Genomic DNA, 19,339 nt, shown 5'->3' on the forward strand with positions numbered 1-19,339 from the left:
TTTCGCTCCAATATTATATTGAAACGTTACTCACTATACAACATTAAATTTCTATTTTCAAGAAAAACTTTAATTATTGACAGAACATTCAAATCTTCGTTACAAAAACCGATACCAAATTACCCTTGTTTTATATAATTATTTTTGAAGGCCTCTGCTAGCAGGCCTTTGCGTTCTAAGGCTAAAACCTGCGATAAAAGCTGAAGATAATCCATTCCAGATTCCTCTAAAACTGTAGATAAGCTCTTGGGATATAAATCAAAATAATTGTATACCTGAAGAAGTTCTGGCTCTAAATCCATCATGCTCTTCTTTTTCTTCACTACAATATTCTCAGGTGTTTTACCGCATAAATCAGAAATTTCATTAATAAACTGATTAATGTCCCAAATAACACCTGCGCCTTGCGATATAAGTTTATTACATCCTGAAGATAATGAATCTCCAACCCTGCCCGGGACAACATAAATATCTTTTCCCTGTTCAAGAGCAAAATCAGCGGTTATCAAAGATCCTGACTTTTCCCTTGCTTCTACTACAATCACGATATTTGATAAGGCTGAAACTATACGGTTTCTTCTAGGGAAATTCATAGCTACAGGATTTGTCCCCAGCTGATATTCCGAAAGGACAGCTCCATTTTTTGCTATCTCTTCATATAATAAATGATTCTCAGGAGGATAAATAACATCACAGCCACAGCCAAGCACTGCAACGGTATTACCTCCCCCCTCTAGACACCCCTTATGCCCATATGAATCAACGCCCCTTGCCATTCCGCTAATTACAGTAAAGCCAGCTTTTCCCAACTCTCTTCCCAGTTCGTGAGCTATTTTTTTGCCATAGGCACTACAACGTCTTGCCCCAACAATAGAAACACAGTTACTAAAATCAGGAAGGTTACCAAGATAATAAAAACCATAAGGTGTATCGTAAATATTCATTAGTTTTTCTGGAAAAGCTTTTCCTTCAACAGTAGAAAATGAAAAAGGTGTGTGAGTAAATTTTTCATATTCCTTTTGCAAATCATATTTGGACCTGTTAAACAGGAATTTATCTATTGTTTTTTCATCAAGCAAACCACTGTTAAGTAGCGCTGATTTTTGCGACGTATAAAGATTATAGGAATCATAAAAATAATCAATTAGCTTTACTTTCTTGCTGTAAGAAATATCCTCATTAGAAAGAAACCAGTACTGGTAAACTATCTCATTCATACTAACCCTCCTCCCAATATTTCTTATCTAATCCTCGATACAAGATAGCCTCTTGAAGGTGAATAAGTTTAATTTGTTCACTTCCTGCCATATCAGCAATTGTTCTGGCCACCTTAAGGACTTTATGATAAGTTCTTGCAGTCAATGAATACTTTTCATACATAGCTTCCATGTAATTTAGTTCTTCTTCATCCAGCTGACAAAACTTCTCAATCAAATTGCTTGGAATCTGACTGTTAAATCTAAATCCATAGTCAGCATATCTATTCTTTTGAATTTCATGAGCTTTAATTACACGAGTCCTTATATCTGCAGAAGATTCATTATCCTGCTTGTTATTTAACATTCCAAAATTCAAAGTAGGCGCCTCAGCGCAAATATCTATCCTATCCAGAAGTGGTTGAGAAACCTTATTTAAATATCGTTGAATAGACATTCTCGTACAATGGCATCGATTCAAATCAGGATAATAACCGCAGGAACATGGATTCATGGCTGCTACCAGCACAAAATCTGCAGGGAAGGTAAAGCTTCCCTGGGCTCTTGCTATATTAACCTTTTTATCCTCTAATGGCTGTCTGAGTATCTCAAGCGTGGACTTACTAAATTCTGTAAGCTCATCTAAAAAGAGAACTCCACCATGGGCCAGTGATATTTCCCCTGGCTTTGGAATATGTCCTCCCCCCACCAAGCCCTGAGCTGAAATAGTGTGATGAGGACTTCTAAAAGGTCTGTTTTTTATTAATCCAAGGCGTTCATCAAACATCCCTGAAACAGAATAAATCTTTGACAACTCCATTTGCTCCTCAGCATCCATTGTTGGAAGAATTGTGGGAATACATTTTGAAATCATGGATTTTCCTGCCCCTGGAGGCCCAACCATAAGAAGGTTATGCATTCCAGAAATAGCCACCTCACAGGCACGTCTTAGAGCCTGCTGTCCATTAATCATCGAAAAATCAAAGGCTTCCTCTTGAAGCTTTTGTGGAAATTCAAAACTAAGTTCCTCCATATAGAATTCATTCTGATTCAATAAATTAATAACATCTCGCAGCTGTTTTACACCGATTGTGATGATATCTGGAACCAGTCTTGCTTCCATCAAATTCTCTTCAGGAACAATAACAATATCCAAATTGTTTCTTTTTGCTTCGATCACCATGGATAACACACCATTTACAGGCTGTATTTTGCCGTCTAAGGCGATTTCTCCACATATGCATATATTCTCTAGCCTTTCGCAATTAATTATGCCTATAGCCGATAATATGGCAACTGCGATAGGTAAATCAAAACCTGCTCCTGTTTTTCTAATACTTGCTGGTGATAAATTAACGGTGATTCTTTTAATAGGCAACGTGTAACCTTCATTTTTTAAGGCTGCCCTTACACGCTCTCTCGCCTCTTTCACCTCCGAGGAAAGGTAGCCAACCATATCAAACATAGGCATACCCTCAGATATATCTGCTTCAACAGATATAATTTTAGAATCGATACCAAAAATGGTAGCGGTTTTTACAATACTATACAATTAATCTCCTGTGGGATTATGTTTAGATGATAGAAAAAAGACAGGAGTTATATTAGCACACTCCTGTCTTCAAATCAATTCTTTTATAACTATCGGATTCTTTCTGTAAGTCCAAGTTTCTTATGAACCTTACGAAGAGTCTTATTTGCAAAATAAGAAGCCTTTTCAGCGTTCTCCTTAATGCATTCGTCAATAAATGTCTTGTCTTTTTCTAACTCAGCACAACGCTGGTGGAATGGATCAAGCATATCTGCTACTGACTCACCAACAGCAAGCTTAAAGTCGCCATAGCCCTTGCCCTCGAACTCTTTGGCAATCTCATCCATAGTCTTGCCTGTAACAACGCCATAGATTTCCATAAGATTTGAAACGCCTGGCTTGTTTTCTGTATCATAACGAACCTCTGCATCAGAATCTGTAACAGCCTTCTTGAACTTACGGATAATTGTATCTCTGTCATCTACAAGGTAGATGGTTGCATTTGTGTTCTCATCAGACTTAGACATCTTCTTTGTAGGCTCAGCGAGTGACATGATTCTTGCTCCAGTCTTTGGGAAGTAACCCTCTGGGATGGTAAATACATCACCATAAATGTTATTAAATCTTTCTGCAACATCACGACAAATCTCAAGGTGCTGCTTCTGATCAGCTCCAATTGGAACAAGGTCTGCCTGATATAAAAGGATATCAGCAGCCATAAGGGCTGGATATGTAAATAAACCTGCATTAATATTGTCAGCGTGCTTTGCAGACTTATCCTTGAACTGAGTCATGCGGTTGAGCTCACCCATGTAAGTGAAGCAATCAAGAACCCATCCAAGCTCAGCATGAGCTGGTACATGTGACTGGAAATAGATGCAGTTTTTCTTAGGATCAAGACCTGCTGCCACGTACTGTGTATAGATACGTCTGGCATTCTGTCTGAATTCTGTAGGATTCTGTCTAACTGTAAGTGAATGTAAATCCATTACACCAAAGAAACAGTCGTACTCTTCATGTAAATTAACCCAGTTTTTAAGGGCTCCAATATAATTGCCAATAGTAAGCTTGCCTGTAGCCTGCATTCCTGAATATAATACTTTTTTCTCTTTTTCCATAATTATTATCTCCGAAATTACTTTTTATTCTTTAATATTTCTCGTCTGATGTAGTCGTTAGTAGCTGCCTCGCCGTGTTCTGCAAGATAAGTAAGCATATTCTCCAACAGCTTTGCAGTATTAGCATGCATCATGTACTTTCCTTTACCTTTTTCATAGTATTCGAGGGCACTTCTGTTTGTGTATGCATCCTTCTGATAAGTCTTGCAGGCAGCAACTCTGTCACAATACATTTCAACTACATATTTAACTGGCATTTCCATTCCAGTCATACAACCGTGTTCACCTTCACCTATACCGTAATCAATCCAGTATTCTAGATGATGTTTATTGCGGCCTTTGTGATGAAGCCATGCCAGAGATACTCCTGTAGCTTCTCTCTCAGCATTATTAGGACTTTTGAAGCCCTGATAGTATTTAGCGCCAACAGAAAATTCTGTCCATGAATATTTAGATAAATCATGTAGAAGCCCCTGCTTGTATAAACCTACAGCAAAGCACCCCTTCATAACTAAATGTCTATGATGAGTAATTGTTTTAAAATGTTCCCAAGCCTTCATGAAAAACTCCTAGCCTTATTTCTTTTCTGGCTTCATTCCAACAAGAACTGTAATGGAATTACCAGGTACTTTTATTGATTGCTGATCATGAATTGGTTTAGGTGAAAAATCACTCTTATCATCAAACTCAGCCGTATTAAAGCAAAGGCGCCATCGCTTTCCTGGCGCTAAAAGAGGAAGTGCCATATCAACACTGTCATAGTGGAAGTTATAGCATACAAAAACATCTTCCTTTTCGTTAGCATAAGCGCCATTATAAAGAACGCCAAGAGCCTTCTGCTCTTCGCCAATGCTCATCATCCAAGGTTCTGAGCCGTGAAACGACATATCAGGAAGACCAAGATGTTTGTAATCATTCATGTAAAATGGAGTTTCGCCTCTAAGACACTTGTGATGCTTTCTAAAAGCTACAAGTTCCATAACGAATGTTTGCAAAGTGTTCTTGGATTTGTTCTTGGCAAACATAGTGTAGCCAATCTTGTTATCCTGACAATATGGGTTGTTATTACCCTCATGTGTAGCTGCCGTTTCATCTGCAGCAACAATAAGTGGAACGCTTTGAGACATGAAAAGAGCTGTAAAAGCATTTCTCATTTCTCTAAAACGATTTGCATTAATTATTTTATTAGTGGTCTTTCCCTCAATACCGTAATTAAAGGAATAATTATTATTGGTACCATCACGGTTTTCTTCACCGTTACCCATGTTGTGCTTCTCACCGTAAGAGTAAGAATCCCAAAGGGAAAAACCATTAACATTAGCCATATAATTCACAAAACCATATGAGCCATTCTGTCTACGCATATGATTTGCAAACTGAACCATACTTCCATTCATATGATTCTGAATCTGTCTTGTGACGTTCATAAAGGAATCATTGTAGATAAACAAATGCTTCTTACCTGACTCCTGACAAAGAATCTCCTCTGGAATGTATTCATAAAAGATTTTTGTTTCTGCCAAAAATGGCTCTGCAGCAATACGCTCAATAGGTGCATTACAGCCAACAATATGGAAGCCATCTATATGGAAATATTTTACATAGTACTTTAAGCAATCGATATATACCTGTGGACTAACCTCAAGAGCAAAGGAGAACTCCATAATAGCTTCCATGCCATTGGCATGCAGTGTACTAATCAGATTTCTCATAGAGTCACAGGCTTTGCCTGCACCACCAAAATATGATGCCTTAGGTGCAAAATAATTAGCTAAGCCAAAGCCCCAGTAATTAGTCTTTCCTGTGTATTCTAATACATCTGTCATTTTTCCCTTTGGAGAAATGACGCCCTTTGTCTCTAGGAATAATTCCTCAAAATCATACAGAGGCATGATTTCAACGCTCGTAATACCAAGCTTTTTAAGATAAGAAATCTTAGATGTCAAGCCTTTGTAGGTACCCACCTTAGATTCTGACATATTAAAACCAGCGGTAAAGCCTCTTAAATGAAGCTTATATAAAACCATATCAGTAGGCTCAATCTGAACTTTTGTGTCCTTCCAATCCTTTTCGATATGGGAAATACCAGAATAAACTTTGAACTGATGCTTTTCTCTACCTGTAACATCAGCCCATAGGTCACGCCCAACAATAGCTGTAGCATATGGATCGACGTAAGCTTTTTTATCTTCCTTCAGAAGATAACATATCTCATCAGGATTAATACCTGTTACCAGTACTGAATATACAGCACCAACAGCATAATCCTTAGAAAGCTCTATTAAAGATAATTGTTTATATGTGGATTTATCGAATAAAATGATGGAGATTTTCTCCGCAGAAGGCTTCACAGCAAATGTGAAGGTAACTGCATCTCTTCCACTAATTCGTGGACCATATTCCCCAAAATCTCCTCTTGAAATGTTCATGATTAAGCCCCATTTTCTTGCATGTTGTGTAATTATTGGCTGAAATATCAAAAATTACTAGACATCGCCATTGATGAATTATATCATAAGGGCAGTTCTTAAACAAATATTATCTTAAAAGGAGTATAAGATGGACGAGAATCAGGTTTTCCCAGTTGATAACGAGGATGATGATGTAGTAGTTACTTTGAATTTAGATGACGGTTCAGAGGTTACATGTGAAATCCTTACAATATTTGATGTTAATGATCAGGATTATATCGTATTGCTTCCACTTGATAAGAATGGTGAGCCAAACGAGGACGGAGAAGTGTTCATCTATCGCTATTTCGAAGATGAGACAGGTGCTCCATCCCTTGACAACATTGAATCTGATGAAGAATACGAAGCTGTTTCAAAGCGCTTCGATGAAATCTGTGATGAGGATTTCGGTGAGTAATATCACAACTTCATTTCATCTAAAAATCGGGACTTGTCCCGATTTTTTTTATTTGTATATGATATATAAAGGTTCTTTTTACTACGGGTAATCCCTACATAAAATAGACGCCTCTCTCCTTCCATATCCTCTCGACTCTCCACTTTATTGGAAGGGATAATCCCATCATTTGCAGAAATTATAAAAACGTTTTCAAACTCAAGACCCTTACTGGAATGAAGTGTATATAACCCTACCTTTCCAGTTTTATCGACATTCATATTTTTATTCTCGTAATCTATTTTCAGCCTGAGTATATTAAGCTTATCTATAGCCTGTCGTATTGTCCTGCTTTCCCTAAAAACCTCCGTCAGGAAATCCAAAATCTCGTAATACTCTGCCACCTCTACCTGTTTTTTAACAGCTTCTTCTACCAAAAAAGTATCATAGCCCATAGCCTTTCTAATGTAACTAATGGCGGCTACTGGGGACATTTTTGATATAAGCTCAATATCAGTCCATAAAGCTTCTACAGTTCTGTAATTATATGGACTTGTACGGTAAAAATCCAACATTGCCTTCTTAGAAGACCCTTTTTCCAAGGACTGCCTGTGAAGAAATCTGTTAGGTCGATTTAGTATACCAAGTATTCGTGCTTTAGTGATATTCCCTATAGAAATTTGAAAATATGTCTCTATATCATTAATGATAAAGTGCGAATATATATTAGGCATCTGCTCCTTAAGATAAAAAGGTATACTGGCGTTCACAAGCTTATCCACCACATATCTGGCATCAGAATGATTACGATACAAGATAGCAATTTTATCATAGTCGTATCCCGTATCTTTAAGGCTTATAAGCTGTTCAATAATAGCTTTGGCTTCCTCCTCGGGTGAAAAATGCTCTTCCACCAATATATTCCCTTCAGGTGCAGTGCTTTTGATATCCTTACTAAATCTGTTTTTGTTAACGCTAATTAACCTTCCTGCAGCTTCCACAAGGTTGACTGGATTTCTATAGTTATAATCAAGAATAATCTTCTGGGCCTTGGGATATATTTCCATAAAATCCTGCATAATTTTAGGATTAGCACCTCTAAAACCATAAATTGACTGGTCATCATCACCTACACAGAATAAATTATTAGTCCTGGCAGATAACATGGTAATAAGCTTAAACTGAAGGTCATTCATATCCTGCATCTCATCTACAAGGAAATAAGAAAATCTGCTTTGCCATTTTTTCAAAACCTCAGGCTTTAGAATGAATAACTTGTAGGCTTTTGTAAGCATATCGTCAAAATCTACCACATGATATTTATCCTTAAGCTGCTGATACTTCTTCTTGGCCTCCTTCTCGTCGTCTTTTGCAAAATGAAGAGCTTCCCTCCAAATTCTTTCCCGCATCTGGCCCATTATTATGTCAGAATTTTTATATCCAAGTTCCTTTTGTATTATTCCCCAAAATAAAGAATGGAACGTTCCAAAGGTCACGGGAGCTTTCTCCTCTGATAAACCTTCGAAACGTTCCTTCATTTCTATCGCTGCAGCTTTGGTAAAAGTAATTACCAAAACCTGTTCTGCTGGTATACCTGAATTAATAAGCTCTCTCACCCTTTGTGTCAAAACGGCGGTTTTACCGCTACCTGGGCCTGCTATAACAAGGCAGGGTCCTTCCTTATGGAGAACAGCCTGCCTTTGTGTGGCATTAAGATTCATAAAACTCCTCTATGCCCAATATTCAAGATCAACCAACTAATTAAATTTGAACCCTATTATGACAACTTTTCAATAGCTGCCTTGATACGCTTGATAGATTCTTCCTTACCAAGAATCTCCATCAACTCTGTTGCACCGCCAGGAGTCATCTGCTTACCTGAAACAGCTGTACGTACTGGCCAGAGAACGTATCCATTTTTATATTCGTGCTCTGTAGCAAATCCTGAAAGAAGTGCGTAAAGAGCATCATTAGAATAATCATCCTGAGCCTCAAGAACTGGTAAAAGCTCCTTAAGAACAGCAAGTGATGACTCTTCGTTTGTCTTCATCTTCTTGTGAGTATACATTGCACTGTCATACTCTGGAACAGCATCAAAGAAATCAACGTGATCCTTGATGTCTGGGAATACCTCAATACGAGTCTGAACCATCTTTGCAATCTTCTTAAGGTCGTAATCGCCCTTAATGTATTCCTTGAGGTATGGCTCGGCCATCTCGTAGAACTTATCAAAGTCCATAGCCTTCATGTACTCGCCATTCATCCACTTAAGCTTTGTGATGTCGAATACTGCAGGTGACTTTGAAATACGATGATAATCGAACTCCTTTACAAGCTCCTCAAGTGAGAATATCTCGTTATCATTCTCTGGAGACCATCCAAGGAGAGCTACGAAGTTGACAACTGCCTCTGTAAGGAAGCCCTGCTCGATAAGGTCTTCGTAAGAAGAGTGACCTGAACGCTTAGAAAGCTTCTGGTGCTCCTCATTTGTAATAAGTGGACAGTGAATGTACTTAGGTACTTCCCATCCAAAAGCCTCATAGAGACGATTGTACTTAGGTGATGATGAAATATACTCATTACCACGAACAACGTGTGTGATGCCCATAAGGTGATCATCTACTACGTTAGCAAAGTTGTATGTAGGATATCCATCAGACTTGATAAGAATCATATCATCAAGCTCTGCATTATCTACTGTAATCTCTCCGTAAAGCTCATCTACAAATGTAGTTGTACCTGTACGAGGATTGTTCTGACGAATAACATAAGGCTTTCCAGCTGCAAGATTAGCCTCTACCTCCTCCTTTGAAAGACCAAGGCAGTGCTTATCATAAATGTGAATCTCCTTATCTCCGATAACCTGCTTGCACTCTGCAAGACGCTCATCATCACAGAAGCAGTAATATGCTTCTCCTTTTTCGATAAGCTGCTTTGCGTACTCAAGGTAGATACCAGCTGCCTGACGTTCTGACTGAACGTATGGGCCAACACCCTTGTCCTTATCAGGACCTTCGTCGTGGATAAGGCCTGTAGCTGCAAGTGTTCTGTAGATAATATCAACAGCGCCCTCTACAAGACGCTCCTGATCTGTATCTTCTATTCTAAGAAGGAAATCTCCTCCCTCGTGCTTTGCTACTAAATATGCATAAAGAGCTGTACGAAGATTACCAACGTGCATACGACCAGTTGGTGATGGTGCGAAACGTGTTCTTACTTTACTCATTTATATTTCCTCTCAATATCAAAAATAAACTAAGGACTGCAAAAATCCGCAGTCCTTAATTATTTTATACCAATTTCTATTTTTTTCAAGTAGTTGATTCTTATAATGAATCATCATTCTGTTCGTTATCAGTGCCACCTTCTGGCGCTTCTGTTTTTTCACCATTTTCTGGTGGCTCTGGTCTGTTCTCAGGATCAAAATCCTCTGGAAGGTTATTAGGATCAAAACCCCCCTTCTGTCCTGGGCCGCCCTGACCTTTCTGACCACCTGGTCCACCTTGGCCACCCATTCCTCCGCCTGAGAATGTCTCGCCAGTTATAATATTATCTCCACCGTTTTCGATGATTGGACTATTGCAACCGCCTGTAGCTGTCACTTTTCCTCCATTAATGATTACAGAAGATTCATCTGCATCTAAGGCGCCATCAGGCATTCCAGCTCCAGTAGCATTAACAACGCCATCATTTATGGTAAGGCAACCATCAAAACCGCCGTTACTATCTATAGCATCATTATTAGTGCTTTTAACAGTAACTGTTCCTCCATTGATTTCTATATAGCAGCTGGCGTTAATACCATCATCTACAGAATCTACAGTTAAATCGCCTCCATTTATGAATATCAAGCTCTTTGACTCGATACCCTCGTTTTCACTAGTGACGTTAACAGTTCCTCCGTCTATGCTCAAAAGGTCATTGGCACGAATTCCATCCTTCACATTTGAAACGACATTGATTGTTCCAGATTCTATATAAAGCTTGTCATCGCAGGCAATGCTATGCTTATAATTTCCTGTTACATTAAGAGTTCCCTCTCCTAAAAAGATTAAATCATCGTTGCAAGAAATAGCAGCTTTACCAATATCGTTTCCCTCAGAATCTGTTTCGTATTCAGAGGCATCCTCTATGGAATTTGTAGTGCCAGCTGCTGTTTCTATATACAGATTTTTAACCTGCTGGCCATAAATCACTGGGCCTTTTGCACTCTTTAATTCAACACCATTGAGTATCAGCTTTACATTTTCATCTGTATTTATAAGAATGGATGCATTTTCACTAGCGCCTGTCAGTGTGTAGGCACCGCCCTCTGTGATATATAAAACACCATCCTCATTAGAGCATCCACTTCCATCTATAGTCATTCCTTCAGATGAAAATGTAACAGTAGCTTTACTATCCCAATCGGTTTTAATAGTCAGTTCCTTATAAGCAGCTGATGCAGATGCAGCATCACTATAAGCTGTATCCGAAGATACCTCTTCTGTGGTGACTGTAGTTTCTGTCTGTTCCTCTGATTTTGCTGAAGTAGCTGTATTAGTTTTATTAATACTGCAGCCAACCAGAGAACCAACAAGTAATAAACCTAAAATACTAATTACAATTTTATTTTTCATATTATAATTCCTCTGCTTCGTTCATATCACAACGACCACATACAACTGTAAGATTTCCGTTTCTCATTCGGATTTCATCGATGAATGATTTTTCCTGCTTTTCATCATTTAATTTTACCCTATAATTGATTTCATACATAGAGCCCATATTTGTAGTCTTTACTGCTACCTGCTTATAGCTCTTTGTATATCTCTCAAAAATATCATCGAATATATCGCTATAATCAAGATTTTCTGGAATTGTTACCCTAAGGTCCTTTTCATCCACATCATTTGCCGCAAAGTTTGTATAGAAAAGAACCATATGAATTGCACAAATAAATGCTGTTACCAAAAGTGCCAGCGGCAATTCTCCAATTGCACAAATAATACCTACTGTCATTGTAAAGAAAATGAACCCTATGTCCCGGGAGCTTCCCTGAAGTGATCTAAATCGAACCAGTGAAAAGGCTCCAACAACTGCAAGACTTGTTCCGAAGTTTCCATTAACTGCCAACATTACAAGGCAAACCAAACTAGGTAAAATAATAAGTGTTCTTGCAAAATTCTTTGAGTTCTTTCCTGTTTTAATATACGTAAATGAAATAATAAGTCCTAAAATTGCCGCAAGACCTGCATCCATTAATGCGTCTGCGATTGTAAATGTTGTCTCCACATTTGTACTTTGAATTGCTGACAAAATCGATTCCATATTTTAAATTTACTCCTTTTCTTACGCTTCCTTTAATTGCTTCTTATAAAAATTTCCATATTTTGAAAATGATGTTGGATATATCTGATACTTTGATAGTAGTCTGGCAAACCAAAGTGGCATTGCATCAGATATTTTTACTTCCATTAATCTCTGCCCCGGTTCTAGCAAATATTCATTATCTTCATCACTGTACAAGGTCAGGTTGTAATCCCTGCTTCTAATGTTCATATCAAAAGTAACTCGAAATTCTGAATCCTCTTTTCCAAATAATGCCAGTCTGTCATAAGCTATGTATCTTTTAGGTTCTAGAGGATAATGACTAAAGAAATAATCTATCTCTCTAAAAATCTGATTTGGATTCGTTGGTAAAACTCCATCAATCAGGTAGCTTTCAGCTTCTTCCATTGGAATTGCTACTCGCCTCTTATTAACCAGACCCTTGTATTTTTTCTTTATTTCCAGAAAACACATACTATCGTAGGATGGCTTTCCGTAACAGCGAACTCTAAATTTCTCTTTGTACTTAGGTCCCTCAATTGATGTTCTAATCAGTTCATCTGTTGGAGTATCGTAATATATATTCCTAATGGTATGGATTCCGTAATTATCTTCCTCCATATATTCATCCAAATCTTTCTTAAATTTAAGATAAGTATTTTCATCTAGTAGAAATTTCTTTTCGTATCTGTTAAATACTTTTTGAATCTCAGCCATGCTTTGGTTCCTTTCTGTGTGATTTGTTGCTATGGCTATAATCTAATGGGGGAAAGTGATTGTTAAGTGAAGGTAAAATGAATTTCAAAAAAAGATTAAATGAAAAAAGCTCCTTGATGGTCTCCCATCAAAGAGCTAAAAAACAATATTATAATGTATCAACAAATCTCATAAATGCTGCAAGTCCTTCTTCATTGCACTTGTATACACCTGCGCACTCTAGTACTTCACAGAAGACCTTACCAATTTCCTGTTCAAGGATTTCTTTTACATTGCTAGCAGCTATGTGTTCATAATTCTTAGAGAACTCTTCTACCCAATCAGCATGCTTTTCAAGTACCTCATTGCTTCTAAGGTCCTTGCCATTAACAATGTAATCCGCAAGCTGTTCCATCTCACCCTTGAGACGACTAGGAAGAACTGCAAGTCCCATTACCTCAATAAGTCCGATATTCTCCTTCTTTATATGATGAAGGTGAGCATGTGGATGATAAACACCAAGAGGATGCTCCTCGGTAGTGATATTATTTCTAAGAGCTAAATCAAGCTCAAATAAATCTCCACGCTTTCTTGCAATAGGTGTAATAGTATTGTGCTTCTCTCCATCTGTCTCAGCAAAGATAAATGCTGCTTCATCTGTGTAGCCCCGCCAAGCATTAAGAATATGTTCAGCTAAATCAATAATTCTCTTTTCATCCTCGCACTGAAGACGAATTACTGATAGCGGCCATTTAACAATGCCTGCCTTAACATCTTCATATCCATTTACAGAGAATTCCTTAATGATAGGTGCCTTCTCCATAGCAAATGTATAGCATCCGCCCTGGAAATGATCATGGCTAAGAATTGAACCGCCTACAATAGGAAGGTCTGCATTACTTCCAAGGAAATAATGTGGGAAAAGCTTTACAAAATCAAACAGCTTTACAAATGTGGCACGCTCGATTTTCATTGGAGTATGTTCTCCATTAAAAACGATACAATGCTCGTTATAATATACGTATGGGCTGTACTGGAATCCCCACTTGCTATCGTTGATAGTGATAGGAATAATTCTGTGATTCTCACGTGCAGGATGATTTGCACGACCTGCATAGCCCTCATTTTCCATACAAAGCTGACACTTTGGATAAGCAGACTGCTTTGCATTCTTTGCAGCAGCAATAGCCTTAGGATCCTTTTCTGGCTTAGAAAGATTGATAGTGATATCCAATGTACCGTAATCAGTCTCAGTGGTCCATTTCAAATCCTTCTTTACTCTGTATGTGCGAATATAATCCGATGCTTTACTAAGATTATAGAAATAATCAGTAGCATCTTTAGCGCCTTTATTCTTATAAATACTATTAAACTCGTTAATAACCTGTGATGGTCTTGGGCAAAGGCAGTTCATCAGCTTTGTATCAAATAAATCTCTATATGTAATAGAGTCTTCTATGATACCGCTCTTAACTGCTTCCTCCAAAAGATCTGCAAGAACCTCCTCAAGAACAATGTCTGATAAATCACAATCTGGGTCAGTATACTCATCTTCCTTCAGACATTCTAATAAAAGATTTGTAGTATAGATACGCTCACATTCAGGTGTAAGCCCCTTATTAATTCCATACTGAACTAATTTTTTAATACTTTCCTGAATCATAATCCCCTCCGGTTAATTCAATTATTATATTTCAAATTATTCATTCCCCTATGGAAACTATTTTATAATATTTCAGTTTTCATAATCAAGCTTAACCACCAAAATTCTTGCAAATTCGACTATTAAAAAAGCTAGTAGTCTGTGTAGACTACTAGCCAAATATTTTATAGATCATCTATTGCATCTTTAATCTTATCAGCAAATCCCTTGCGTTTCTTTTCTGTCTTAACAGTCTTAGGACCACCTGTTGTAGTGTTTCCTGTAAGCTCATCAAACTTTCTAAGTGCATCCTTTGCGTCCTTAGAAAGAGATGTAGGAACCTGAACAACAAGTGTAACGTAATGGTCACCTCTCACTGCTTTATTTCTAAGTGATGGGATTCCTTTTCCCTTTAAGCGAATCTGAGTATTTGTCTGAGTACCAGGCTTAACCTCGTATGAAACCTTTCCATCAAGCGTCTCGATGATAACCTCTCCACCAAGTGCTGCCTGAGCAAATGAAATTGGAGCCTCTGAATAAATATCATAATCACGACGATGGAATGTAGGATGACTGGAAACGATAACCTCTACAAGTAAATCGCCTCTAGGACCACCATTTCTTCCTGGCTCACCCTTTTCACGAATGCGTACGCTTTGACCATTATCAATACCTGCAGGAATAGATACAGCAATCTTCTTTCTGCGAGATACATAACCTGTACCGTTACAATCTGGACATGGAGTATCAATAACTTCACCTGTACCATGACAATCTGGACAAGTAGTAACGTTCTGAACCATTCCAAAGAGGGACTGCTGTGTAACCATTACACGTCCCTTACCGCCACACTTAGTACATGTGCGCTTGCTTGTACCAGGCTTTGCACCTGAACCGTGGCATGCGGCACACTCTTCCTTAAGTGTAATCTCTATCTGCTTCTCGCAACCAAAGGCTGCCTCTTCAAATGTGATGTGAACAGCTGCACGAAGGTTTGCACCACGCATAGGACCATTAGATGCACTTCTTCCGCCGCCACCAAAGAAGCTTCCGAAAATATCGCCAAAAATATCGCCAAAATCCATACCTGAGAAATCGAAACCACCGGCTCCGCCTCCGCCATTTTCAAAGGCTGCATGACCAAACTGGTCGTACTGACGTCTCTTATCTGGATCAGAAAGAATCGCATAGGCTTCTGAGGCTTCCTTAAATTTCTTTTCAGCTTCAGCATCACCTGGATTCATATCTGGGTGATATTTCTTTGCAAGCTTTCTGTATGCACTTTTGAGCTCGCTTTCTGAGGCTGTCTTGGAAACACCAAGGACCTCATAGTAATCACGTTTTTGTTCTGCCATCTATTACACTTCCTTAAAGTCAGCGTCTACAACGTCATCGTTAGCTGCGCCTGTGTTTGCACCTGCTCCAGCGCCTGCACCTGTGAACTGGCTCATATCTGGGCCTGCACCAGCTGCACCCTGAGCTGCCTGTGACTGCTCATACATCTTTGCGAATACCTTCTGAGCTGACTCTGTAAGCTTCTCCTGAGCTGCCTTAAGCTCACCAATCTGTGAATCAGACATCTCTTCTGGAGTTGTGTACTGATCAAGAAGCTTCTGAGCTGCTTCGATATCAGCCTCTACTGCTGCCTTATCAGCTGCGTCAATCTTGTCGCCTACCTCATCAAGAGCCTTCTTTGTCTGGAATACAAAGCTCTCAACATCGTTTCTTGTATCAACAGCTTCCTTACGCTTCTTATCCTGAGCCTCGAACTCAGCAGCTTCCTTAACTGCCTTCTCGATATCATCATCAGACATGTTAGAACCAGCTGTAATTGTAATGTGTTGCTCCTTACCTGTTCCAAGATCCTTAGCAGATACGTTTACAATACCGTTTGCATCGATATCGAATGTAACCTCGATCTGTGGTACACCTCTCATTGCTGGTGGGATACCATCGAGTCTGAACTGTCCAAGTGACTTGTTATCCTTAGCGAACTGACGCTCACCCTGTACTACGTTGATATCTACTGCTGTCTGATTATCAGCTGCTGTAGAGAAAATCTGGCTCTTCTTTGTAGGGATAGTTGTGTTTCTCTCGATAAGTCTTGTAGCAATACCACCCATTGTCTCGATAGAAAGTGAAAGTGGTGTTACATCAAGAAGAAGGATATCGCCTGCACCAGCATCGCCAGCGAGCTTACCACCCTGGATTGAAGCACCGATAGCTACGCACTCATCTGGGTTAAGAGTCTTGCTTGGCTCGTGACCTGTAAGAGCCTTTACCTTATCCTGAACTGCTGGGATTCTTGTAGAACCACCAACAAGAAGTACCTTTGAAAGCTCTGATGCATTAAGACCTGCATCCTTAAGAGCCTGATTTACAGGGCCTGCTGTAGCCTCTACTAAATCATGTGTAAGCTCATCAAACTTAGCACGTGTAAGGTTCATATCAAAATGCTTTGGACCTTCTGCTGTAGCTGTGATGAATGGAAGATTGATGTTTGTAGTTGTTGCTGAAGAAAGCTCCTTCTTAGCCTTCTCTGCTGCTTCCTTAAGTCTCTGAAGTGCCATCTTATCTGTAGAAAGATCTACGCCTTCAGCTGCCTTAAACTCAGCAAGCATCCAATCTGTAATCTTCTGATCAAAGTCATCACCACCAAGTCTGTTGTTACCAGCTGTAGCGAGAACCTCAATAACGCCATCACCGATTTCGATGATAGATACATCAAATGTACCACCACCAAGATCGTATACCATAATCTTCTGCTCCTGCTCGTTATCAAGACCATAAGCAAGTGCAGCTGCTGTAGGCTCGTTGATGATACGCTTTACATCAAGACCTGCAATCTTACCAGCATCCTTTGTAGCCTGACGCTGAGCATCGTTGAAGTATGCAGGAACAGTGATAACTGCCTCTGTAACCTTCTCATTTAAGTAGCTCTCAGCATCGCTCTTAAGCTTCTGAAGAATCATAGCTGAAATCTGCTGTGGAGAGTACTTCTTATCGTCGATGATACGACCATTATCTGTGCCCATATCTCTCTTGATAGAAGCGATAGTCTTCTCAGCGTTTGTAACAGCCTGACGCTTTGCTGGCTCACCAACAAGTCTCTCACCTGTCTTTGTAAATGCTACGATAGATGGTGTTGTTCTAGCACCCTCTGTATTTGCGATAACAGTAGGCTTTCCACCTTCCATAACAGCAACACAGCTGTTAGTTGTTCCTAAATCGATACCAATAATCTTTCCCATGATTTATATCCTCCTAAATAATTTCCTTAGTTTGCTACCTTTACCATTGAATGACGGACTACAGTGTCATTGTACATATAGCCCTTCTGGAATTCTTCTACGACGATGTTCTCGCCAACTTCCTCATCCTCAACATGCATTACTGCGTTGTGGAAATCTGGATTGAATTCCTGTCCTACAGCCTCGATTGGCTTAACTCCTGCCTCATCAAGAGTTGTAAGTAATTGCTTATATATCATGAGCATTCCATCTGCAAATGGATCTGCTCCTTCCTCAACTGTAGCAAGACCTCTTTCGAAGTTATCTACTACAGGAAGAATCTTTTCTACGATGCTCTTTGCACCTGTTGCAAACATCTGAGACTTTTCAACTTCAGTTCTGCGTCTGAAGTTTTCAAATTCTGCCATCTGACGCATTACTCTGTCATTAAGCTGTTCGATTTGCTCGTCTCTTTTGTCTTTTTTCTTTTCCTTTTTCTTGAAGCCCTTCTTAGATTCTTTCTCAGAACCCTTAGCCTCAGCTGCCTCTTCTGTATTCTCAGCCGCAGCTTCCTCTTTCATTTCTTCAGCGTTCTCTACAGCTTCCTTAACTGCTTCTTCTGTAGAAAACTCTTCCATTTTATTCTCTGCCATTAAGAAATCTCCTAACTATCATTTTTCTTCTCATTACGGAGCAGCTTATCAAGCTGTCCCTTGAGACTTTTTATATTATCAACAACATTTTCGTAATCCATTCGTTTTGGACCTACAATACCAATTGTTCCTTTAACTCCGTCTCCAAGTTCGTATGTTGCTGTAACAATTGAGCAATCCTTCATGGTAGATATTGGTGATTCATCACCGATGTATACCTGAATGCCTGTCTCCTCATCAGAAGCATTCTCTGCGAGAAGCTCTATCAACGACTGCTTTTCTTCGAAGGTATCTAAAAGCTCAGATGCTTTCTTTGAATCTGAAAGCTCTGGGTATTTGAAGATGTTAGTCGCACCCGAGGTGTAAACCTGTAAATCTTCATCTTCTGTAATGGTCTCTGCTACAGTATCAAGTACCTGAGAAACTATCTCATCATGAATTCCCGCCTGATCCTTTAATCTGGTAATAAGCGCTAGATTAATCTGATCAACGGCTAGACCATTAAGATTTGTGTTCAAAAGCATATTTAGCTTAAGTAATGTCTCATTATCAAGTGGCTTGTCAATTTGAATGATTTTATTCTTTACAATATTTCCATCCATAACTACAACAGAAAGCAACTGATTTTCATCAACTGCTGAAAGCTGTACGAACTTCAATCTGTTCGAAACAACTGATGGAGCAGAAATCAATGTAGCATACTGTGTATTAGTAGCCAAAACCTTTGCCACGTTTTTAAGAAGAGTCTCCATCTTCTCTTCTCGTTCAATCATCCATTCCTTCATATCTGAAACTTCTTTATCTTTGGAAGCTATCAGATTGTTAACATAAAATCTGTAACCCTTGTCAGAAGGAATTCGTCCTGCAGATGTGTGAGGCTGAACGATATATCCTAAATCCTCAAGATCTGACATCTCATTACGAATGGTAGCCGAGCTTAGATTTAAATCTGTATATTTAGAAATGGTACGTGAACCAACTGGCTCTCCTGTTTCTAAATAATTTTTGATAATAGCATTTAGAATCTTAACTTTTCTCTCATCAAGCTCTGTATCTGCCATACATTCACCTCACTCACAACCGCCTTTGATTGTTAGCACTCATCAAATTGGAGTG

The 19,339-nt window shown here is 39.0% G+C and carries 16 protein-coding genes; 1 reads left to right on the forward strand and 15 read right to left on the reverse strand.

What is annotated here, in order from left to right:
* Positions 1–119: 119 nt before the first annotated feature.
* The 5 genes from dprA to BMZ41_RS01720 all read right to left on the reverse strand — a co-directional run bounded on the left by dprA (position 120) and on the right by BMZ41_RS01720 (position 6,274).
* Positions 120–1,217, reverse strand: a complete 1,098-nt coding sequence (gene dprA, locus BMZ41_RS01700) for a DNA-processing protein DprA (RefSeq protein WP_090526540.1) — start codon at positions 1,215–1,217, stop codon at positions 120–122.
* Position 1,218: 1 nt separating this feature from the next.
* A complete protein-coding gene (locus BMZ41_RS01705) occupies positions 1,219–2,748 on the reverse strand; it encodes a YifB family Mg chelatase-like AAA ATPase (RefSeq protein WP_090526541.1) in 1,530 nt (509 codons plus the stop codon).
* Positions 2,749–2,837: 89 nt separating this feature from the next.
* Positions 2,838–3,845 carry a tryptophan--tRNA ligase gene (trpS, locus tag BMZ41_RS01710; protein WP_090166216.1) on the reverse strand — a complete coding sequence of 336 codons (1,008 nt, stop codon included), beginning with the start codon at positions 3,843–3,845 and terminating at the stop codon, positions 2,838–2,840.
* 17 nt (positions 3,846–3,862) lie between these two features.
* Positions 3,863–4,405, reverse strand: coding sequence for a DUF5662 family protein (locus tag BMZ41_RS01715; protein ID WP_090526543.1), 543 nt, complete (start codon positions 4,403–4,405; stop codon positions 3,863–3,865).
* 15 nt (positions 4,406–4,420) lie between these two features.
* A complete protein-coding gene (locus BMZ41_RS01720; protein WP_090526545.1) occupies positions 4,421–6,274 on the reverse strand; it encodes an alpha-amylase family glycosyl hydrolase in 1,854 nt (617 codons plus the stop codon).
* A 130-nt stretch (positions 6,275–6,404) separates the two neighbouring features.
* On the opposite strand from BMZ41_RS01720, the gene BMZ41_RS01725 reads away from it, so the two are divergent.
* Positions 6,405–6,713 (forward strand): DUF1292 domain-containing protein, encoded by a 309-nt coding sequence (locus tag BMZ41_RS01725; RefSeq protein ID WP_028246912.1) that lies wholly within the window; start codon positions 6,405–6,407, stop codon positions 6,711–6,713.
* 2 nt (positions 6,714–6,715) lie between these two features.
* Here BMZ41_RS01725 and BMZ41_RS01730 read toward each other — a convergent pair whose 3' ends face one another.
* The 10 genes from BMZ41_RS01730 to hrcA all read right to left on the reverse strand — a co-directional run bounded on the left by BMZ41_RS01730 (position 6,716) and on the right by hrcA (position 19,284).
* Positions 6,716–8,413 carry an ATP-dependent helicase gene (locus BMZ41_RS01730; protein ID WP_090526547.1) on the reverse strand — a complete coding sequence of 566 codons (1,698 nt, stop codon included), beginning with the start codon at positions 8,411–8,413 and terminating at the stop codon, positions 6,716–6,718.
* A 56-nt stretch (positions 8,414–8,469) separates the two neighbouring features.
* A complete protein-coding gene (gltX, locus tag BMZ41_RS01735; protein WP_090526548.1) occupies positions 8,470–9,918 on the reverse strand; it encodes a glutamate--tRNA ligase in 1,449 nt (482 codons plus the stop codon).
* A gap of 100 nt (positions 9,919–10,018) precedes the next feature.
* On the reverse strand, positions 10,019–11,311 hold the full coding sequence (locus BMZ41_RS01740; protein ID WP_090526550.1) for a carbohydrate-binding domain-containing protein: 1,293 nt from the start codon (positions 11,309–11,311) through the stop codon (positions 10,019–10,021).
* Position 11,312: 1 nt separating this feature from the next.
* Positions 11,313–12,002 (reverse strand): DUF4956 domain-containing protein, encoded by a 690-nt coding sequence (locus BMZ41_RS01745; RefSeq protein ID WP_090526553.1) that lies wholly within the window; start codon positions 12,000–12,002, stop codon positions 11,313–11,315.
* A 21-nt stretch (positions 12,003–12,023) separates the two neighbouring features.
* Positions 12,024–12,719: a polyphosphate polymerase domain-containing protein gene (locus BMZ41_RS01750; protein WP_090526555.1), complete on the reverse strand. Its 696-nt coding sequence runs from the start codon at positions 12,717–12,719 to the stop codon at positions 12,024–12,026.
* A gap of 148 nt (positions 12,720–12,867) precedes the next feature.
* Positions 12,868–14,361 (reverse strand): UDP-glucose--hexose-1-phosphate uridylyltransferase, encoded by a 1,494-nt coding sequence (gene galT, locus BMZ41_RS01755; protein WP_090526557.1) that lies wholly within the window; start codon positions 14,359–14,361, stop codon positions 12,868–12,870.
* Between the two features lie 164 nt (positions 14,362–14,525).
* Positions 14,526–15,695 carry a molecular chaperone DnaJ gene (gene dnaJ / locus BMZ41_RS01760; protein ID WP_090526559.1) on the reverse strand — a complete coding sequence of 390 codons (1,170 nt, stop codon included), beginning with the start codon at positions 15,693–15,695 and terminating at the stop codon, positions 14,526–14,528.
* A gap of 3 nt (positions 15,696–15,698) precedes the next feature.
* Positions 15,699–17,591: a molecular chaperone DnaK gene (dnaK, locus tag BMZ41_RS01765; protein ID WP_090166197.1), complete on the reverse strand. Its 1,893-nt coding sequence runs from the start codon at positions 17,589–17,591 to the stop codon at positions 15,699–15,701.
* Positions 17,592–17,617: 26 nt separating this feature from the next.
* Positions 17,618–18,223 carry a nucleotide exchange factor GrpE gene (gene grpE, locus BMZ41_RS01770; RefSeq protein WP_090166195.1) on the reverse strand — a complete coding sequence of 202 codons (606 nt, stop codon included), beginning with the start codon at positions 18,221–18,223 and terminating at the stop codon, positions 17,618–17,620.
* A gap of 11 nt (positions 18,224–18,234) precedes the next feature.
* Entirely contained in the window at positions 18,235–19,284 is a 1,050-nt protein-coding gene (hrcA, locus tag BMZ41_RS01775; protein WP_090526561.1) for a heat-inducible transcriptional repressor HrcA, read from the reverse strand.
* Positions 19,285–19,339 lie beyond the last annotated feature (55 nt).

The organism is Pseudobutyrivibrio sp. UC1225 (genome assembly GCF_900115215.1).
Classification (GTDB): domain Bacteria; phylum Bacillota; class Clostridia; order Lachnospirales; family Lachnospiraceae; genus Pseudobutyrivibrio.

Excerpts from the sequence above, each read along its gene's own strand:
- dprA (WP_090526540.1), bottom strand. The coding sequence starts at position 1,217 with ATGAATGAGATAGTTTACCAGTACTGGTTTCTTTCTAATGAGGATATT.
- trpS (WP_090166216.1), bottom strand. The coding sequence starts at position 3,845 with ATGGAAAAAGAGAAAAAAGTATTATATTCAGGAATGCAGGCTACAGGC.
- BMZ41_RS01715 (WP_090526543.1), bottom strand. The coding sequence starts at position 4,405 with ATGAAGGCTTGGGAACATTTTAAAACAATTACTCATCATAGACATTTA.
- BMZ41_RS01720 (WP_090526545.1), bottom strand. The coding sequence starts at position 6,274 with ATGAACATTTCAAGAGGAGATTTTGGGGAATATGGTCCACGAATTAGT.
- BMZ41_RS01725 (WP_028246912.1), top strand. The coding sequence starts at position 6,405 with ATGGACGAGAATCAGGTTTTCCCAGTTGATAACGAGGATGATGATGTA.
- BMZ41_RS01730 (WP_090526547.1), bottom strand. The coding sequence starts at position 8,413 with ATGAATCTTAATGCCACACAAAGGCAGGCTGTTCTCCATAAGGAAGGA.
- gltX (WP_090526548.1), bottom strand. The coding sequence starts at position 9,918 with ATGAGTAAAGTAAGAACACGTTTCGCACCATCACCAACTGGTCGTATG.
- BMZ41_RS01740 (WP_090526550.1), bottom strand. The coding sequence starts at position 11,311 with ATGAAAAATAAAATTGTAATTAGTATTTTAGGTTTATTACTTGTTGGT.
- BMZ41_RS01745 (WP_090526553.1), bottom strand. The coding sequence starts at position 12,002 with ATGGAATCGATTTTGTCAGCAATTCAAAGTACAAATGTGGAGACAACA.
- BMZ41_RS01750 (WP_090526555.1), bottom strand. The coding sequence starts at position 12,719 with ATGGCTGAGATTCAAAAAGTATTTAACAGATACGAAAAGAAATTTCTA.
- galT (WP_090526557.1), bottom strand. The coding sequence starts at position 14,361 with ATGATTCAGGAAAGTATTAAAAAATTAGTTCAGTATGGAATTAATAAG.
- dnaJ (WP_090526559.1), bottom strand. The coding sequence starts at position 15,695 with ATGGCAGAACAAAAACGTGATTACTATGAGGTCCTTGGTGTTTCCAAG.
- dnaK (WP_090166197.1), bottom strand. The coding sequence starts at position 17,591 with ATGGGAAAGATTATTGGTATCGATTTAGGAACAACTAACAGCTGTGTT.
- grpE (WP_090166195.1), bottom strand. The coding sequence starts at position 18,223 with ATGGCAGAGAATAAAATGGAAGAGTTTTCTACAGAAGAAGCAGTTAAG.
- hrcA (WP_090526561.1), bottom strand. The coding sequence starts at position 19,284 with ATGGCAGATACAGAGCTTGATGAGAGAAAAGTTAAGATTCTAAATGCT.